The following is an 18,058-nucleotide window of genomic DNA, read 5'->3' on the forward strand; positions in this document are numbered from 1 at the left end:
TTATTTTCGTTCCTCAAATTCACTGAAAAACTTACAAGAGCACGGCTGTTTTTGCCGCATGGTGTCCACATTCTTATGAAAAGGAAGAACGTCGTCGCGTTAAGTCAGAAGTTGCTGGTGTTAGGGAGGAACATATGGGGGTTAGGACAGAACACATCCAGGTTCATAAAGAGAATATGAAAAAATGCCTGCCCCCACTCTACATTCAGCAAAGTGGGGCAGGCATTTACAAACGTGAACCAATATAATCCTGCACAGAGTCTGGTAATACACGATATCCTAATCCTTTATATTTCAAGTCTAACAAAGCAGCAACTACAAAAACCATTCCCGCTATTGGCCACAACCATCGGCTGTTTCTCATCTGTTCCATCCCTTCCTTCATTAAAAATAAAGGAAGCATAAATGAGCTGAAACAGCCCATTACACTTCCTTTACCCTCTTAGTTTGAATTTGCTATTTTTTCATCTTCTGCTAAACCCAGTGCCCGGTCATTTGTCGTATTAATCTTTTCGAGAAGGTCCGGATTCTCAGACAACACCTTGCCATAAGAAGGGATCATATCTTTAATTTTCGGTTCCCATTCTTTGATGTGCTGCGGGAAGCAATGTTCGAGTACTTCAAGCATAACGGATACAGCGGTAGAAGCACCTGGGGAAGCACCCAGCAGGGCAGCGATCGATCCATCGGAAGAATTGACCACTTCCGTACCGAACTGTAGTGTTCCTTTTCCGCCGGTCTCTGTATCTTTGATGACCTGTACACGTTGACCAGCTACTACCAGATCCCAGTCCTCACTGTTGGCATCCGGGATGAATTGGCGTAAAGCTTCCATACGCTGTTCTTTCGACTGGATCACCTGTTCTATCAAATATTTGGTCAACGAAACATTTTTCACCCCGGCCCCTAACATGGTAAGGAGGTTATCCGGTTTTACTGACGTCACCAAATCTGTCAGAGACCCTGTTTTTAGGAATTTCGGTGAAAAACCGGCAAATGGTCCGAATAACAGCGACCTTCTCCCATCGATAAACCGTGTATCGAGATGCGGCACTGACATTGGAGGTGCTCCAACCTCAGCTTTCCCGTATACCTTTGCATGGTGTTTTTCAATGACTTCCGGATTTTTACAGACCATGAACTGGCCGCTTACCGGGAATCCGCCAATATGCTTAGATTCAGGAATTCCGGTCTTCTGCAGAAGATGGAAGCTTCCGCCGCCTCCGCCGATGAAAACAAAGTTCGCGGTATGGTATTCGATTTTATCGCTAGCCATATCAAGGACTTTCACTTCCCACGCGCCATCACTGGTACGTGTAATATCTTCTACATTATGTTTGTAGTAAACTTCAATGTCTTTACCCTCTAAATGATCGAACATTTTACGCGTTAACGCGCCAAAATTGACATCGGTTCCGGTCTCGATTTTTGTCGCCGCAATCGCTTCGTCTGCCGGCCGATTTTTCATGATAAGCGGAATCCAAGTTTGCAGTATTTCCGGATCATCGGAGAATTCCATCTCCTTGAACAGCGGATTGGCAGACATGGTTTCGTAACGCTTTCTTAAAAATTCTACGTTCTGCTTTCCTCGTACCAGACTCATGTGTGGCAAAGGCATAATGAATTCCCGTGGATTACGGATTTTATTGCTGTTTACCAGGTGAGCCCAGAACTGCTTGGATACTCTGAATTGCTCATTGACTTTAAGCGCTTTCTTGATATCGATGGAACCGTTCGGTTTTTCCGGAGTGTAGTTGAGCTCACACAACGCAGCATGTCCTGTCCCTGCATTGTTCCATACATTCGAACTTTCCTCTCCTGCACTTTCGAGCCTTTCAAACACTCTGATGTTCCAGTCAGGTACTAATTCTTTCAGTAGTGACCCCAATGTTGCACTCATAATTCCTGCACCAATTAAGATGACATCTGATTTCGTATATTTTTCGCTCATTTTGACTTTCAAACTCCCTAAGCATGCAGAAAAGATGCAGTATCCAGCCTGCTGATAGATGATCAGCAAGACAAAATTCGGCTTGATCATACACCTTTTCCGGTTATTTTTATTCCCATCTCAGTGTATCATTATTATCATTATTTTAAAATATTTATGACGTATGTATAGTACTAAGATGATTTGATTTTTTGTAAATATTACCCAAACATTTATTCTTCCGTTTACATCAAGCAAAAGGAAAAGCACACTTCCATGACGCCTGGGACAATTTTCAGGTATCAGGTAAGGTGCTTTTTGTTGAACGAAGTGTAAATTTCACTTGCAAAGTTTGTTTTAAGGGTTATTTATATAACGTAATAATTTCATTATAAGCGCGTTCAGCCGATCGCAGCGCTCCTTCCAGGTGTCCCCCATGTGCCGGAGAGGTTTCCGTACCAGCAAAAATAACCCTTTTATCCCAGGCGTGGGCACTTTCCGGGCGTCCATAATCCGGAAAATTGATGAGCGGAGTGGAGTCATCGGCCACAGCAGTGTCAGCATCACTTGACCAATCCTTATAAAGAAGGGAAATCGGTTTTTCAGCGGACGGTCCAAACAGCCGCACCAACTGATCGACGACAAGCTTGTGAATTTTTTCCTCACCCAGCTTTTGGCGCATTGTGGCAGGCATCCCAAAGAAACCAAAGAGGGCTCCGCAACCTGTCTCAGGTGATGCATCATGGATTTCCTGCAAAGGACCAGCCCAGCTCATGACCTGTCCGGAAAGGTCATTCTCCCGCCAAAACGGACGATCATAAATCGCAACTGCCTTAGCCTGACCCGCCATCCATGTGGGCTTATCCAGCAAGCTATCCGTAAGCTTGACAGGAAGAGCAGGCGAGAAGATGATGTGCCGTGCCACAATCCGGGGCGGTAATGCCAGGATCACCGCTTCTGCCCGCATGCTTTCTTGCCTTCTATCTGCCTGCAATGTTTCCAGAGAAATTGTTTCTCTTTCATCCATACGAATTGCTGTTACACGTGTCTCCAGTTCTATCGTTCCATCAGGGAGTGTGGCTGCTATGGCATCAATAAGAGACTGAACGCCTCCCGCGAGGCGATCTGACCTTTCAACCGCGCGTTCTGGTAACCTTCTCCGCTGTACAGGTTGATGCTGAGATTGTTCGAAAAGGATCGCTCCTTCGGTATGCTGTACGAATGTTTGTAACTCAAGTTCTTTCACCAGATGGGAGATAACGGGCTCATGTTGTGGCCAGAACCACGTTGGTCCCAGGTCAAACTTGCCCAGTTCAGGCCTGTCCACGACTGACTCGCTTAAAACTCTTCCTCCAATTCGCCCTCTCGCCTCCAGCACCTTGCACTCGATCCCCTGCGAAACAAGCAAAGACGCGGTACGAAGGCCGCTTAAACCGGCTCCAACAATGATAATAGGTTCATTCATATTCTTATCTCCAGCCTTTTTGTTTACGTTTCTTAAATCCAAACTAATTATAGCTTTTTATACTTTCATTACTTATGATACGGTTCATTTCGATTGATCTTAAACGCACGGTAGATCTGCTCGACCAAAATCAGCCGCATCAGCTGATGGGGAAATGTCATTTTTGAAAAAGAAAGCCCCATGTCGCTGCGACGCAACACTTCATCACTTAACCCGAGCGATCCGCCAATCACGAAGGTTACCTTGCTTTTTCCGTATGTAGCCAGGTCGTCCAACTTTTTCGCCAGCTTTTCTGATGTGAGTTGTTCACCTTCGATTTCAAGCGTGATGACGTAGCTGTCCGGATTAATTTTAGCTAAAATACGTTCCCCTTCTTTATTTTTCACTTCTTTCATGTCCGCTTCACTCAGGTTCTCTGGTGCTTTTTCATCTGCTACTTCTACGATATCTATGGATGCATAAGGACCCAGGCGTTTGACGTATTCCTGGATGCCCTGCTTCAAGTATTTTTCTTTCAATTTCCCTACGGTTACAATCATGATTTTCATGGAGACTCCTCCTTTATTAAGGATAGCCTTAGTTTATCATAGCTGAAAACGACTAAGAACAAACACACGCCGTACTTACTCCACAAATGCAAATGACAAGAGCTTTTTGCTGTTCCATGTTACGCTGACATCAACTAATAGCGGGGTGATAACTTTGAAAATTGGAATTGTTGGATTAGGAGACATCGCTAAGAAAGCCTACCTGCCTGTCCTTTCAGAAAAAGAAGGGATCGAACTTATACTCTGTACCCGAAATAAAGAGACGCTGGAGCAGTTATGCGCTAAATATAGGATTACGGAAAAAGTCCAGACCGTCGAGGAGCTGATTGAGAAGGATATCGATGGCGCAATCGTCAGTGCGGCGACAGAGGCACATGTGGAAATAGCGGAGAAGCTGCTGTCGCATGGCGTCCATACCTACATAGATAAGCCGATTTCGATGCATTTTCATGAGACCCAAAGAATCGTACAACTGGCAGAAGAAAACAGGACAATAGCCATGGTCGGTTTTAATCGGCGCTTCATTCCTCCAGTCAAAGCTTTGAAAGAAAAAGGAAAACCAAACCTGGTCATCATGCAGAAAAACCGCTTCAAGCTTCCCGATTATGTCCGGCGTTTTGTCGTCGAGGATTTTATCCATGTCGTTGATACCCTTCGTTTTCTGATGGATACCGAAGTGAAAGACATCCATGTTCGGACCCTGAAAAACGGCGATATGATGGACCACCTGATCATCCAGCTGGCCGGTGACGGCTGCACGGCGATGGGGATCATGGACCGCAATGGCGGCGTTACGGAAGAAACCATCGAATACTCCGCGGGAAATCATAAGTATGTCATCAAGGACCTGGTGGAAACGACCCATTATCACAATAAAGAGATATGCCTCTCCCAATTCGGCGGCTGGGATCCAACCTTGTATAAACGTGGTTTTTACCAGATTACCGAGCATTTCATCGACTGTATTGCCAACAACCGGACGCCGGACCCATCCATTCAGGATTCGTTTACCACTCATGAGATCTGTGAACAGATTGTAGCAAAAATAGAGTCAGAATAAGCAAAACAAAAACGGACGCGCTAAAGGCGTCCGTTTTTGCTCTCATGTATAGTAGGGGGTCACACAAGAATATCTACAAAGATGCAAGAAGCATCCTGTATACCAAATTAGTTTACTTGCGGGAAGCCGAAACCAGACGCGTAATCATCGCCTGATGCAGCTCCTAATCCACCAAGGATATCATTGGCAGTTGCACGGTTTTGAAGTTCTGCACGCAAGTCTGTGTTGCTGAATCCAGGGTTCTGAGCCCAGATTTTAGCTGCCAGACCGGATACATGTGGAGTAGCCATTGATGTACCGCTAATGGTGTTGTAGCCGCCATCATACCAGGTAGATTCGATAGCCCTTCCAGGTGCGGATACTTCTACATCCAAACGGCCGATCTGATAGTCGCCATCCGTATTCGGATTACCACGGGAAGAGAAATCAGCCACGCGGTAAGTTCCATTTTCCTGCGTATCTTCAAGCGCTGCTACTGCAACTGCATCTTCTAAGGCACCTGGGTAACCGATAGTGTTGGCGTCTGGCCCAGAGTTACCGGCAGCTGCTACCACAAGTGCACCATTATTATTAGCGTAAGTGACAGCGTCGGAAATCAACGTGCTCTCAGAGCTTGCTCCTAGAGACATAGAGATAACGACATTCACACCGTTAGCCTGTCCTTCGTCCGCAGCCATTTTGATTGCATTCGCAATATCATCAGAGTAACCGGATCCACGGTCATTCAAAACTTTGTAAGCCCATAGTTTGGCATCCGGTGCTACACCATAAACACCAAGTCCATCTGCTCCACCATCCGCAAGTACGGTACCTGCTACGTGTGTGCCGTGACCGTTTTTATCAGTACATGTACCTTCTTCCAGGGAAGTGCGCATTTGGCTGAAGTCCTTACATTGCTCCACATTTGAATTTAAATCCACATGGTCGGCAACGCCTGTATCAAGTACAGCTACCCGGATATTATCTCCACCATCTGTAGTCGTGATGGAGCTGTCATTATAGATGGCTTCCATTCCCCAAGGCGTTTGATCGGAAGGTAAAGCGCGATTATTAGAACTCCCCGGTTTAGCCTCCAATGACACCTTGTCTACTTTCGATACTTCTAAATTCTTATTCTTTTGCAAAGCATCGAATTGCTTCTGGTTTACATTGGTAGTAAAACCTTTGGCATTAAAATCGTGGCGGACACCATAATTCGCTTTTGCTTTTTCTTCAACAGCATCATTAGCTGCCTGGATCAAAACACGAATTTGTTCCTGTCCATTAGCTTTGGCATCATCCGCTGCAGCAGCAAATGCACCGACAGCAAATAAGGATATAAGTAATAGAGTGGTAGTAACCGAGAATAATAGTTTCTTCATTCTATTCCGCCTTTTCTAAGTATTTTTGTATAGATTTCTGGAATCCATCGAATATTATCCGAAGATTCTGTTAAATTTAATGATTTTAATTTTAGCATAGCCCATCCCTCTATTTATTGAGCAGTTAGAGGTGAATAAATAGGTGATAGGACCTATTTTTCTATTGTGCTAGTGGAAAACCGAATCCGGAAACATAATCGTCACCTTCAGCGGCTCCTGTTCCGCCAAGGATGTCATTCGCTGTCGCACGGTTCTGCAATTCGGCACGTAGATCCGTATTGCTTAGTCCAGGGTTTTCCGCCCAGATTTTAGCTGCAAGACCGGAAACATGCGGAGTCGCCATCGACGTACCACTGATTGTGTTATAACCACCGTCATTCCACGTGGACGCAATCGCTGCTCCTGGAGCAGCAAGTTCTACATCACGCTCCTGAATGACATAGTCGCCATCCGTGTCAGGATTTCCGCGGGAAGAAAAGTCAGCAACACGATACGTTCCATTTTCCTGAACATCCTCTAAAGCTGCTACAGCCACAGCATTTTCAACTGCCCCCGGGTAGCCGATTGTATCAGCATCGGGACCAGAGTTACCTGCTGCCGCCACCACCAGTACACCCTTGTCATAGGCATAGTTGATGGCCTCTGTTATCAAGCTGCTTTCTGAGCTGGATCCCAACGACATAGAGATGACCACATTCACCCCTTTTACTTGTCCCTGATCGGCAGCATGGCGGATCGCATTGGCAATGTCATCAGAAAAACCAGTGCCTAAATCACCCAGGACCTTGTAGGCCCATAGTTTAGCATCAGGAGCTACGCCATAGATACCTTCCCCGTCAACCCCGCCATTGGCCAGAACAGTTCCGGCTACATGGGTGCCGTGCCCATTTACATCGTTACAGGAACCGTCTACGCGGGAAAAAAAGAACATACTGAAATCTTTACATTGTTCCACGTTCCCTTCCAGGTCGGCGTGGTCGGTTTTTGAACCGGTATCAAGAACAGCTACACGGATGTTATCCCCGCCGTCAGTGGCTGTAATGGAGGCATCGTTATAAATGGCTTCCATTCCCCAAGGGGTTTGATCAGAAGGGGTAGCGCTACGATTAGCCGCAGCTTGAGGTTTGCTTACTAAAGAAACTTTGTCCACTTTAGTAACATGGAGATTTTTATTATGTTGCAAAGCTTCATATTGCTGGAGTGTCACATTGGTAGAAAAACCTTGTTTCCCAAAATCATGTCTGACATCATACTTTTCTTTCGCCTGGTTTTTCGCGTTCTCATTAGTAGAATCAATTAGAACCCGGACCCAGTTGTTGGCATTCGCTTGTTCTTTCTCAGGAGATGCCCAGGCACTCATCGTGAAAATGGACATCATCAATAAAGTAGACGTAAACAGGAATAAACCTTTTTTCATAAGCATCCCTCCAATTTAAAATTTAACAGACAATAGATTAGTAGATTGCTGTTAACCTCCTTTTGTTCAGAAAATTTAGTCTATTGCGTTGAATTTGATTTTAGCATAGCCATTACATAAATTGATTGAGTAGTAGGAAGTAAATTGCTAGTACTTATTAACCATTTATCTAAATTTTCCGACATTTTGTCGCAAAAAAAACCGCCCTCTCCTCGTGGGACGGGAAACGGTTCTTTTTACATACTAGTTGACCAGTTGATTTACCTTCATCAATACAGTGTCGATATCTTCTTTTGTAATATGATAATTGGTGACGAACCGGACGGTGTGCGGGCCGAATGGTACTGCCAAAACCCCTTCCTCTTTCAAAGCAGCCAAAAACTGTTCTGCCGTATAGCCTGCCTGCTTTGTATTGATGAGGATAATATTCGTTTCCACTTCGTTTTCCACGGTCAGTCCATCAACCTCTGCCAATCCTGCCGCCAGCTGTTCCGCACGCTCATGGTCATCCACCAGCCGCTCCGTCATTTCATTCAAAGCGACTAAGCCTGGTGCTGCGATAATCCCAGCCTGCCTCAGTCCGCCTCCCAATCGCTTCCGCCACTTCCTTGCTTTCTTAATGAAATCCACGGAGCCAGCGATGATAGAACCAACTGGAGCTCCAAGACCCTTGGACATGCAAAACTGGACGGTATCGGCAAGCTCTGCATAACGTTCGACTCGTATTCCCGTCGCAGCTGAAGCATTAAAAAGCCTCGCCCCATCAAGATGGATGGGTACATGGTGTTCCCGTGCAATTTGAGCGATCGTTTTCATATTTTCCAGTGGGAGCACAGCTCCTCCAGCTTTGTTGTGAGTATTCTCCAGACAGATCAGACCAGTTTCCGGGAAATGGATGTCCTCACCACGGATCGCAGCAGCCACATCAGTAGGGGACATCGCTCCCCGCTCTCCTTTGATTGTACGCGGCTGCACTCCTGCCAATGCTGACATAGAAGCTCCCTCATAAACAAACAGGTGGGCATCCTGCTCCAGAATCACCTCATCCCCAGGCTTACAATGAGTCAGGACAGCAATCTGGTTCCCCTGCGTACCACTGGTCACAAACAAGGCCGCTTCTTTACCAAGCAATTCCGCCGCCCGCTCCTCGAGCTTATTGACCGTCGGATCTTCTTCATATACATCATCGCCGACTTCCGCTTCATACGCTGCTTTCCGCATCGCTTCTGTCGGTTTCGTTACCGTATCACTTCGTAAATCAATCATGGCTATTCCTCCATCGTAGTGACGTTTATTAAAAGTGTACTAGATTAAGAGGTTCTTTACCAAGATGAAGCACTATTAATGGTTTTCATACATGGAGGGTTGGATCAGAGAAACTTATAAATACTTACATAAAGCAAGAAACTTTTCCAGGGGTTAATTTTGTATTAGGATGGTTAGAGTGTGTAACATGTAACATCATCAATTCTTTCAAATAGATGGAGGAAGCTTATGAAAGATCGAAATAAAGGAATCATCTTGTTATTGATATCAGCGTTTGGTTTTTCGGTGATGGCCGCCTTTGTCAAGCTGTCAGGCGACTTGCCTACCGTGCAGAAAACGTGGTTCAGGAACATCATTTCCGTCCTTATATCGTTCGGATTTGTGATGTACTATAAAGAAAGGCTATTCGGAAAAAGGGAAAACCAGAAGTACCTGCTCATACGATCAGCGATGGGGATGCTCGGCATGGTGCTGTTTTTCTATTCGATCGATGAACTGGTTTTATCCGATGCGGATATGCTGAATAAATTAAGTCCGTTTCTGACGATTATTTTCTCTGCCATCTTCTTAAAAGAACGTGTGAAATTATTCCAAATGGTGGCGATCGTCATCGCCTTTATCGGAACACTGTTTATTATCAAGCCGCAATTTTCCGTGGATATCGTACCTTATTTAGGCGGGATTCTCGGAGCCGTATTTGCTGCGGGAGCCTATACGGTGCTTCGGATTCTTGGCAATAAAGAGAAGTTTTATACGGTTGTCTTCTACTTTTCCTTTTTCACAACCGTGGCGCTGCTGCCATTCGTCATTATCTTCTGGGAACCGATGACCATGCAGCAGCTGATTTATCTCCTCTTAGCAGGAGTGTTCGCTACGATGGGCCAATTCGGGATCACCGTTGCCTATAAATTTGCCCCTGCGAAGGAAATCTCGATTTTCTTCTATTCAACCGTGGTCTTTTCTACGTTGATCAGTATCGTCGTTATCAACCAGGTACCTGATATGATGAGCATCACGGGGTATATCATCATCTTTGGAGCATTATTATACATGTTCATCAAAAACAACCAGCTCGATAAAAAATATCAGCAAAAACAAAGCTAAACGGCGGTCCTCTTTAAGGACACGCCGTTTTTCACTGGTTATTCATATGTCAACCCTGAACCCATTTGGTATAGACCTTCGATATTGACTGGCAGCTTTCCTCCTGGATTCTCTCCAAAAATTACATCTACTGCTCCGGTCCAGGCAGTCGGGTTCGCTGTACCCCACCTGTCCAGTGCATACGAAGCAAGATAAGCATCTACTCCCGGAAATTCCTTGATATCATATGGCAGGCCTAGTGAAACGACAGCGACAGGCTTCCCGGTATCATTAAGTGCTTTCACTAAGTCAGCTTGTCCTTCAGGCAGCACGCTTGCTGAGTACGTCGGTACAATCACGCGTTCCGCTGCCTCTGCCAGTGCGACCGCCTCCTGGATTTGTGTGGCATCAGGGTTTGTGCTTGGAGCCGCCCAGCTCATGACCTGACCATTCGATTTTTCTTCAACCTTTTCTGCAATTTGTTTAATGTATTTCGTTCCGGCAACTAATGTTGTTTGCTCCGATTGATTATCAAAAGGAAGCACTCCTTCATTTTTAAGCAATGTCATGGAGTTGATCGCTATGTTGGATGCAGCTTGCTTATGAGCAGGTGTATGAGTGATATCCAGAGCTTCTTCCGGATCTACTAACCTTTCATTGAATAGATTATATTTAAACTTTTTCGCTAAAATCCGTTCCAGAGAGTCATGGACCCGCTTCTTGGAAATTTCACCAGTTTTATAAGCGTCATATAACGCTTCAAAGGTTTCTATCTGATCTTCCTGGTTTCCTGTCGCCATGATGATATCAGCTCCAGCATTGATCGCAAGAACAGCTGCGTTCCCTGCTCCCCAGTGGTCATCAATGGCTTTCATGCTCATCGCATCTGTTACAATTAAGCCATCAAAACCCATATCCTCACGTAAAAGTCCTGTCAGCACTTTTCTCGATAAGGTCGCAGGAAGTTCCGGATCGATCGCATCGACAATGACATGGGCAGTCATGATTGAATCAGTACCCGCTTCAATTGCAGCTTGAAAAGGAGGCAGATGAATTTCCTCCAACGTTTCACGATCGTACGATACCCTTGCTATCCCATAATGAGAGTCGACACTAGTATCTCCATGGCCTGGAAAATGTTTCGCTGAAGCCATGACGCCCTCTGCCTGGTTTCCAATTACTTGTGCAGCTGTCATTTTCGCTACCAGCTCTGTGTCTTCCCCAAAGGAGCGCACTCCGATAACTGGATTTTCAGGATTCGTATTCACATCAGCAACAGGAGAGTAATTCCAATTGAATCCCATCGCTCTCGCTTCTTTTCCCGTTATACGGGAAACAAGCTCTGCATTCTCTATACTGTTCGTTGCACCGATTCCCATCTGCCTAGGAAAAGTAGTCGCATCTTCTGGTACACGTTGAGACGCGCCATATTCAAGATCAGCTGAGATGATGAGCGGAATGCTTTTATCCGTTTCTGCGGCCCATTTCTGCAGTTGGTTATTGTAGGCTGCCTGATGGTCCGCCGTACGCTTTCCATAAACAATCACTGATCCTGCTTTATACTCCTGGATCGCTCGTTTCGTGAATTCATTTGGCATACCTGTCCCATCATCAAAGGTAGAAGGCATTACCAGCTGGCCGATTTTTTCCCGATCCGTCATTTGAGCGATGATACGTTTGATCATTCCATTTTGCGCCTCTTCAGCTTCAGGATCTGGCTGGTGATAATCTTTTGGAGTCGTCTTAGCAGTAGCGGCAGGAATCAAAAGTGAAAAAACAAGCATGAAACAGCTGAGTGATGCTAATACTTTTTTCAATTTGAAGACCTCCTTATATGTTTTAAAACGATTTTCCAGCGGTAACCCTTTCCCTCCTTTGCAAAAGTATTAAAATCAGAATAGCAAGGTTGCAGCCTAGAGGTCTATACCAATTGACAGAAAATGTTAAATTCATACAATTAACGCATTGCTTATGCACTAAGGATCAGTCAAAAAATACGACGAATGGAGGAATTGCGAAATAGATTTCTTTTCCCTGCGCCCAGCCAATAGACATCCTTTTTAGTGAAGAATTCATGTCTAATGGAATCGAATACTGTCGCATTCACACTAATATGAAAGTTTTTGGGCGCAAAGCTTGCTTTTCCTGCATTCAGGTGCTATGCTTAGAGCACTTATTATTGTTCGGATATGAGTGAAAGAAGAAAAGTGTTTTCGTCTTGAATGAATATGAAGAGCAAGAAGAGTAATACAATGTGGCATAGCCACGCAGGAGGAATTACCATGGTAGAAGGTACAGTAAAATGGTTTAACGCAGAAAAAGGTTTCGGTTTCATCGAAGTAGAAGGACAAGACGATGTATTCGTTCACTTCTCTGCTATTCAAGGCGAAGGCTTCAAAACTCTTGAAGAAGGTCAAACAGTAACTTTCGATATCGAAGAAGGTCAACGTGGACCTCAAGCTGCTAACGTTCAAAAGTAATTGACGTTACAAAAAGGACTCCTGTATAGGGGTCCTTTTTTTGTTTGCAAAATGCCTATCTATTCAATCGTACTTATCTGGCCCGTCATACAGCTCTTTTCCTTCTTTTTTCCCTTACCATACTGGTAAATATATAACGCTTTACCAATTGGAAAATCGGGTAAGCAACTACTAACACCGATAACATGGAAGGAGCTTAACCATGGAAAACCTGATTACTCTGATTGAAACAGGGGTAGCTGATATCTCAAACTTCCTCTGGACTTACGTTTTAGCTATCATCCTTATCATTGGCGGCTTATTCTTGACTGTCCAACTTAAGTTTTTCCAATTCCGATTTTTCGGTCACGTACTTCAACGGACAATCGGGCAAATATTCAAGAAGAACAAGCACGAAGGAACCATCACCCCGTTCCAGGCATTCACGTCTGCCCTTGCCTCGACGGCTGGAGCGACTAACATTGTAGGAGTTCCGCTTGCTATTGCCATGGGCGGCCCCGGTGCCCTTTTCTGGATGTGGATGGTTGCCTTAATCGGGATGGCAACGAGATATTCGGAAATTCTGCTCGGGCTCAAGTACCGGGAATTGAACAAAGAAGGAGTCTGGGTAGGAGGACCGCAGTATTATATCAAAAAAGGCTTAGGCTGGAACAAAATCGCGGCCTTATTCGCCTTTTTCCTCATGATTGAAATCATTCCGAGTGTCATGGTCCAATCCAATTCCATTGCCACCCAAGTAGAAGGGGCTTTTGGGTGGCCGGCATGGATTACGGGCCTCATCATCACCGCGTTGATTGGTGTCATCATCTTCGGAGGAATTAAGCGTATTGGGAAAGTAACCGATAAACTGGTCCCATTTATGGTATTATCTTACTTAATTGTTTGTTTCATTGTCATTTTCGCGAACATAGGATCCATCCCCAGCGTTTTTGGCCTTATTTTCGCTAATGCTTTCACCCCGATTTCGGCAGCTGGAGGATTTGCCGGTGCCGGGATTGCTCAGGCTATTCGCTGGGGAGTCGCACGAGGTCTATACTCTAATGAAGCAGGACTTGGTACAGGTCCAGTCGCTCATGCTGCCGCACAAACCGATCATCCAAGTAAACAGGCGCTATGGGGGATTTTCAGTGTCTTCGTCGACACGATTGTCATTTGTACCGTAACCGGACTAGCTGTCCTGACTTCCGGAGCCTGGAAAGAAGTAGGCGCCGATCAATCCTCCAACATGGTGAATATCGCATTTGCCGATGTTTTCGGCGAACAATTCGGAGGTACATTTGTCGCTATCTTTTTATTGTTCTTTGTACTGACCACGGTAGGAGTCATCATTTTCTATGGAGAAAAGCAGGCAGAGTACTTATTCGGTCTGAAAGCTTCCAAAGGGATGCGTGTCCTCTATGTCATTTCTATTTACCTGGGAGCCATCGGCGGTCTCCAGTTCGTATGGCAGTTCCTTGATTTACTGCTGGCAGCGGCGGTGTTGTTCAACATCTTTCCAGTGCTGTTCATGTATAAAGACATCAGAGCGATTACGGAAGATTATGTTGAGCGGATCTATCGTGGGAAAGGCGGTAAGCCTGGCGTCACCTTATTCAGCGATCAAGCCAAAGACACAAACTGAGGCAGGTCAGAATTTTATTAGTGAGATAGTTTTTCATTGGCGAGTTCACCAGTATATTTGCGACTTTTCCAATATATTTACTACTTCTAAGTATTCTCACATAGAATAAGCCGGGGCCCAGTGCTCCGGCTTATTTTTTATTTTCCTCTACATACCGCCCATAATCAGGGATAGCTATTTTGTCAAAGTCCCGATTCAATCTGGCAAGATTTTGGGTCAATTCGTCCCCGCTCATAGGAAGCCCGTGCCCCGTGACAGCCAGTTCTGGCTTCAGTGCTTCCAACTTCTTTACTGATTCCCAGGCGGCCGTCCAATCCGTTGTCAAATAACGAGGAGGACCGCTGATCTCTTGCTCTTGAGTCAGTACTTTGAATAAATATTCCTGTTTTACCGTTACAAAAGCATCCCCCGCAATCAGCGAACGATCAGATTCCCGAAACAGAGAAATATGGCCCTGGGTGTGGCCTGGTGTGTGCACCCATCGCCATCCTGGCATAAATGGCACCGTCCCATCATCAGGGAGCATATGAACATGGGTTCCAAGGTCAATGCCTTCATTAGGGAACATCCGTGACATTTTTGCTACCATACCGCCTTCGACACTGGTATCGGGCTCCGGATAATCCAATTTACCGGTAAGGTAGGGCAGTTCCAGTTCATGGGCATATACGGGGACCTCCCAATGGTCCACTAACTCCTCGACTGCCCCTACATGGTCAAAATGGCCATGCGTAAGGACGATTGCCTTCGGTCTGTTATTTTCTCCATAAAGCTCCTGCGCTGTAGCTAAAATTTCATCAGCAGACTTAGGCATGCCTGCATCCACCAATACCCAATCCTGCGGATGAGCCGGACTCCCGACAAAACAAACATTAACCACCTGAATCGGCAGGCAGTGAATATCAGGTGTCAACGGCTGTTCGGTGCCGCTTCTTACAGAAGTCACGGGTATCAATTTATCCTTCACTCTCATTCCCTCCTTCCTTCTTGTTAGTTATTCTCTTCCTAAAAATCATTTTTATTAAACGTGAGGATGATACTGATATACCTTCAAATCAACATACCGTTCCTTTTCCACCCTGACTTCTTCACTTTCCAGGCGAATTCTTTGCTCTTCTGCAGCTTCTTCATCCCGAATGGCAATTTGTCCTTTCGAATTGACCACACGGTGCCAGGGAAGCTTATATTTTCGACTCAAGGAGTGAAGAACACGTGCAACCTGTCTCGCACCGCGAGGGCTGCCGGCAAGCTTGGCAATCTGTCCATAGGTCATCACTTTCCCTTCCGGAATAGATGAGATGAGGTGAATGACTTTCTTTGTGAATTTTTCCATGACAGCCTCCTTTAATGACAAATTGATCATAACCAAAATTACAATTCAGTAAGTTAACCGTTATCCAAATGCATTAATTTAACTAATTGCTAATAGCTAATAATAAATCATCCACACGTGTAAAATTTTTAATTTTTCTGAGACTTACTAACAATTATCCACAGACTTATTAACACATGGTGTTGATTTTCATTTATTCACAAATTTTCATACGATGTAAACAGGTTATGCACAGAAGTTATACACATATTCACAGGTCATACCAGTTATTTAGTATAGGAATTTATGTTCGCTACTATATATATATCATTTATCCTCATGATACCCACAACTTGTGGATAATTTTATGTATGTAAAAAGCTGTCCCTTGGATAAAGAGACAGCTTTACAATGATTTAAAAATCTTCTTGTGCGGCCAGTGTTACCGTGGTTTCTTGTTTTTCACCATTGCGATAGTAGGTGACTGTCATTTCCTCTCCAACTTTTTTCTCATGGTAAAGGTGCTGACGAAGTTCAATAATATTTTGAATAGGTTCCCCGTCCAATTGGGTAATGACGTCCAACTGCTCCAATCCAGCTTTCGCAGCAGGAGACATAGGTTCAACAGAACGTAAGTATACGCCACCGTCCACTTCTTCTGGAAGCTGTAACGTATTTTGTCTTTCACTCTTCGGCACATCAGCAATGGAATAAGCTTCTACTCCCAGGAATGGGCGTGTTACTTTGCCTTCTTTTTCTAATTCATCAATAATAGGTTTAGCCTCGTCGATCGGAATAGCAAAACCGATTCCCTCTACCGCAGAACGGGCAATTTTCATCGAATTGATCCCGATCAGCTGTCCTTCTATATTGATTAATGCGCCCCCACTGTTGCCGGGGTTGATGGCTGCATCCGTCTGGATGACATCCGCCTGCCAATCGGCTTGTCCGTCGCCGTTGAAATCCTGTGGGATAGCCCGTTGTTTTCCACTGATGATCCCTTTAGTAACCGAACCGGAAAACCGTAGACCTAATGGGCTGCCGATCGCAATTGCAGGCTCACCCACTTTGATATTTTCCGACTTACCGATAGGAATTGCTTTTTCAACCTTGTCAGCCGGCATTTTCAACACTGCCAGATCGGTAAACAAATCACTACCGACGATTTCAGCAGTAACCCTTGTTTCGTCGGCTAACGCTACTTCCACTTTGTCTGCTCCCTGGATGACATGATGGTTGGTGACCACATAGGCTGTATCCCCATCGATTTTATAAATGACTCCGGAGCCTGTACCAGCCTCTCCTTCTTCCTGTTCCTGCCAAAAATTAGAGCGGGACTGCATGTTGACTACCCCTACAACTGCGGGCGCGACATTTTCCACTACTTCGGTAACCTGAGTGGAAACATCCACCTCGACATTTTGTGTGGTACCCGACAAATTCTGATCCTCATCTACAAGCCCACTTTCATCCTCTGGTATAGTCATATCATAAGGGAGTAAGTTGGACTGTATTAATGCAGGAAGTGCCAGCAACACCAACACAGCACCCAGTATAATCCCTACGATCGTAGGCATTACCCAGTTCTTTTTCTTCTTATGCTGTCTAGTCTGAGGAGAATGGTCGTCATAATAACCCATATGCTCTACCATTCCTTTCTATTTATAATGGAATATCCGTACTACCCTTAGAAAAATTTCAGCATATAATCAGCATTCACCCAACCACATATAAAGGCGTGGGTTGTTTAGGATCGGTATCATGGAGCTCTACACGGGATCCTACTTCAAACCCTCTTTCTTTCAGCACATTGCTGACAGACATACGGGCAAGATCTTTCATATTGTTATCTTGACTTAAATGTGCTAAATAAATACGCTTTGTTCGATCTGTTATAATATCAGTCAAAGCGAGGGCACAATCTTCATTGGACACATGGCCGGAATCACCAAGGATTCGCCGTTTGGTATTCCACGGATACCTTCCCATCCGCAGCATTTCAACATCGTGATTCGATTCAAAAATATAGGCATCCGCATCTTCTACGGTTTTTTTAATACGTTCTGACACATACCCTAAATCGGTGACCAATGAAACTTTTTTCCCATTATGCCTGAATGTATAAAACATTGGATCTGCGGCATCATGAGAAACTCCGAACGATTCAACCTCAAGATCACCGAAACTCTTCACTTCTTGCATCCCGAAATGAAACTTTTGATCCAGGGTAAGTTTACCAAGGGAACCATCCATAGCATGCCACGTTTTCTCATTTGCATAAATCGGCAAATTATATTTCCGTGCCACGATACCCAATCCCTTGATATGATCACTATGTTCATGAGTTACTAAAATTTTAGTAAGTTCTTTTGGATCCATGCCGACCTCATGCATCGCCTGGTCAATTCTTTTGCCGCTTAATCCAGCATCCACTAAAATCTTTTCCTGATCTGTTTCTATATAAAAAGCATTCCCCGTACTTCCTGAAGCTAACACGCTAAAACGTAAGGTCATT

16 protein-coding genes are annotated in these 18,058 nt (G+C 44.9%); 4 read left to right on the top strand and 12 right to left on the bottom strand.

The features are described 5' to 3' along the window. Window positions 1-226: 226 nt before the first annotated feature. The 4 genes from P855_RS22290 to rlmH all read right to left on the bottom strand — a co-directional run bounded on the left by P855_RS22290 (window position 227) and on the right by rlmH (window position 3,943). Window positions 227-364, bottom strand: a complete 138-nt coding sequence (locus P855_RS22290) for a hypothetical protein (protein WP_161628826.1) — start codon at window positions 362-364, stop codon at window positions 227-229. A 78-nt stretch (window positions 365-442) separates the two neighbouring features. Then, complete coding sequence (locus P855_RS0115545) at window positions 443-2,041, bottom strand: malate:quinone oxidoreductase (RefSeq protein WP_084315719.1); 1,599 nt, start codon at window positions 2,039-2,041, stop codon at window positions 443-445. A gap of 253 nt (window positions 2,042-2,294) precedes the next feature. Further along, a complete protein-coding gene (locus P855_RS0115550) occupies window positions 2,295-3,395 on the bottom strand; it encodes a flavin monoamine oxidase family protein (protein ID WP_028784435.1) in 1,101 nt (366 codons plus the stop codon). Between the two features lie 68 nt (window positions 3,396-3,463). Next, on the bottom strand, window positions 3,464-3,943 hold the full coding sequence (gene rlmH / locus P855_RS0115555; RefSeq protein WP_028784436.1) for a 23S rRNA (pseudouridine(1915)-N(3))-methyltransferase RlmH: 480 nt from the start codon (window positions 3,941-3,943) through the stop codon (window positions 3,464-3,466). Window positions 3,944-4,097: 154 nt separating this feature from the next. Between rlmH and P855_RS0115560 the strand changes: the two genes are divergently transcribed. Beyond that, window positions 4,098-5,003: a Gfo/Idh/MocA family protein gene (locus P855_RS0115560; protein ID WP_028784437.1), complete on the top strand. Its 906-nt coding sequence runs from the start codon at window positions 4,098-4,100 to the stop codon at window positions 5,001-5,003. 107 nt (window positions 5,004-5,110) lie between these two features. On the opposite strand, the gene P855_RS0115565 is transcribed toward P855_RS0115560, so the two are convergent. The 3 genes from P855_RS0115565 to ltaE form a co-directional block, all read right to left on the bottom strand. Further along, window positions 5,111-6,364: a S8 family serine peptidase gene (locus P855_RS0115565; protein WP_028784438.1), complete on the bottom strand. Its 1,254-nt coding sequence runs from the start codon at window positions 6,362-6,364 to the stop codon at window positions 5,111-5,113. A 160-nt stretch (window positions 6,365-6,524) separates the two neighbouring features. Then, complete coding sequence (locus tag P855_RS0115570; RefSeq protein WP_028784439.1) at window positions 6,525-7,781, bottom strand: S8 family peptidase; 1,257 nt, start codon at window positions 7,779-7,781, stop codon at window positions 6,525-6,527. A 243-nt stretch (window positions 7,782-8,024) separates the two neighbouring features. Beyond that, window positions 8,025-9,047 (bottom strand): low-specificity L-threonine aldolase, encoded by a 1,023-nt coding sequence (ltaE, locus tag P855_RS0115575; protein WP_028784440.1) that lies wholly within the window; start codon window positions 9,045-9,047, stop codon window positions 8,025-8,027. A gap of 228 nt (window positions 9,048-9,275) precedes the next feature. On the opposite strand from ltaE, the gene P855_RS0115580 reads away from it, so the two are divergent. Further along, on the top strand, window positions 9,276-10,151 hold the full coding sequence (locus P855_RS0115580) for a DMT family transporter (RefSeq protein ID WP_028784441.1): 876 nt from the start codon (window positions 9,276-9,278) through the stop codon (window positions 10,149-10,151). 38 nt (window positions 10,152-10,189) lie between these two features. Here P855_RS0115580 and P855_RS21150 read toward each other — a convergent pair whose 3' ends face one another. Next, a complete protein-coding gene (locus tag P855_RS21150) occupies window positions 10,190-11,947 on the bottom strand; it encodes a glycoside hydrolase family 3 protein (protein ID WP_051353253.1) in 1,758 nt (585 codons plus the stop codon). A 465-nt stretch (window positions 11,948-12,412) separates the two neighbouring features. Here P855_RS21150 and P855_RS0115590 point away from each other — a divergent pair, with 465 nt between their 5' ends. Both P855_RS0115590 and P855_RS0115595 read left to right on the top strand, forming a co-directional pair. Beyond that, window positions 12,413-12,610 (top strand): cold-shock protein, encoded by a 198-nt coding sequence (locus P855_RS0115590; protein WP_028784442.1) that lies wholly within the window; start codon window positions 12,413-12,415, stop codon window positions 12,608-12,610. Window positions 12,611-12,812: 202 nt separating this feature from the next. Continuing rightward, a complete protein-coding gene (locus tag P855_RS0115595; protein WP_028784443.1) occupies window positions 12,813-14,231 on the top strand; it encodes an alanine/glycine:cation symporter family protein in 1,419 nt (472 codons plus the stop codon). Between the two features lie 130 nt (window positions 14,232-14,361). Here P855_RS0115595 and P855_RS0115600 read toward each other — a convergent pair whose 3' ends face one another. The 4 genes from P855_RS0115600 to P855_RS0115615 form a co-directional block, all read right to left on the bottom strand. Beyond that, entirely contained in the window at window positions 14,362-15,204 is an 843-nt protein-coding gene (locus tag P855_RS0115600; RefSeq protein WP_037986122.1) for an MBL fold metallo-hydrolase, read from the bottom strand. A 48-nt stretch (window positions 15,205-15,252) separates the two neighbouring features. Further along, entirely contained in the window at window positions 15,253-15,564 is a 312-nt protein-coding gene (locus P855_RS0115605) for an MGMT family protein (protein ID WP_028784445.1), read from the bottom strand. 395 nt (window positions 15,565-15,959) lie between these two features. Next, window positions 15,960-17,183: a S1C family serine protease gene (locus P855_RS0115610; protein ID WP_028784446.1), complete on the bottom strand. Its 1,224-nt coding sequence runs from the start codon at window positions 17,181-17,183 to the stop codon at window positions 15,960-15,962. A 76-nt stretch (window positions 17,184-17,259) separates the two neighbouring features. Continuing rightward, entirely contained in the window at window positions 17,260-18,057 is a 798-nt protein-coding gene (locus P855_RS0115615; protein ID WP_028784447.1) for an MBL fold metallo-hydrolase, read from the bottom strand. Window position 18,058: the final 1 nt, after the last annotated feature.

This window comes from Thalassobacillus devorans MSP14, from assembly GCF_000496835.1.
Lineage (GTDB): Bacteria > Bacillota > Bacilli > Bacillales > Halobacillaceae > Thalassobacillus > Thalassobacillus devorans_B.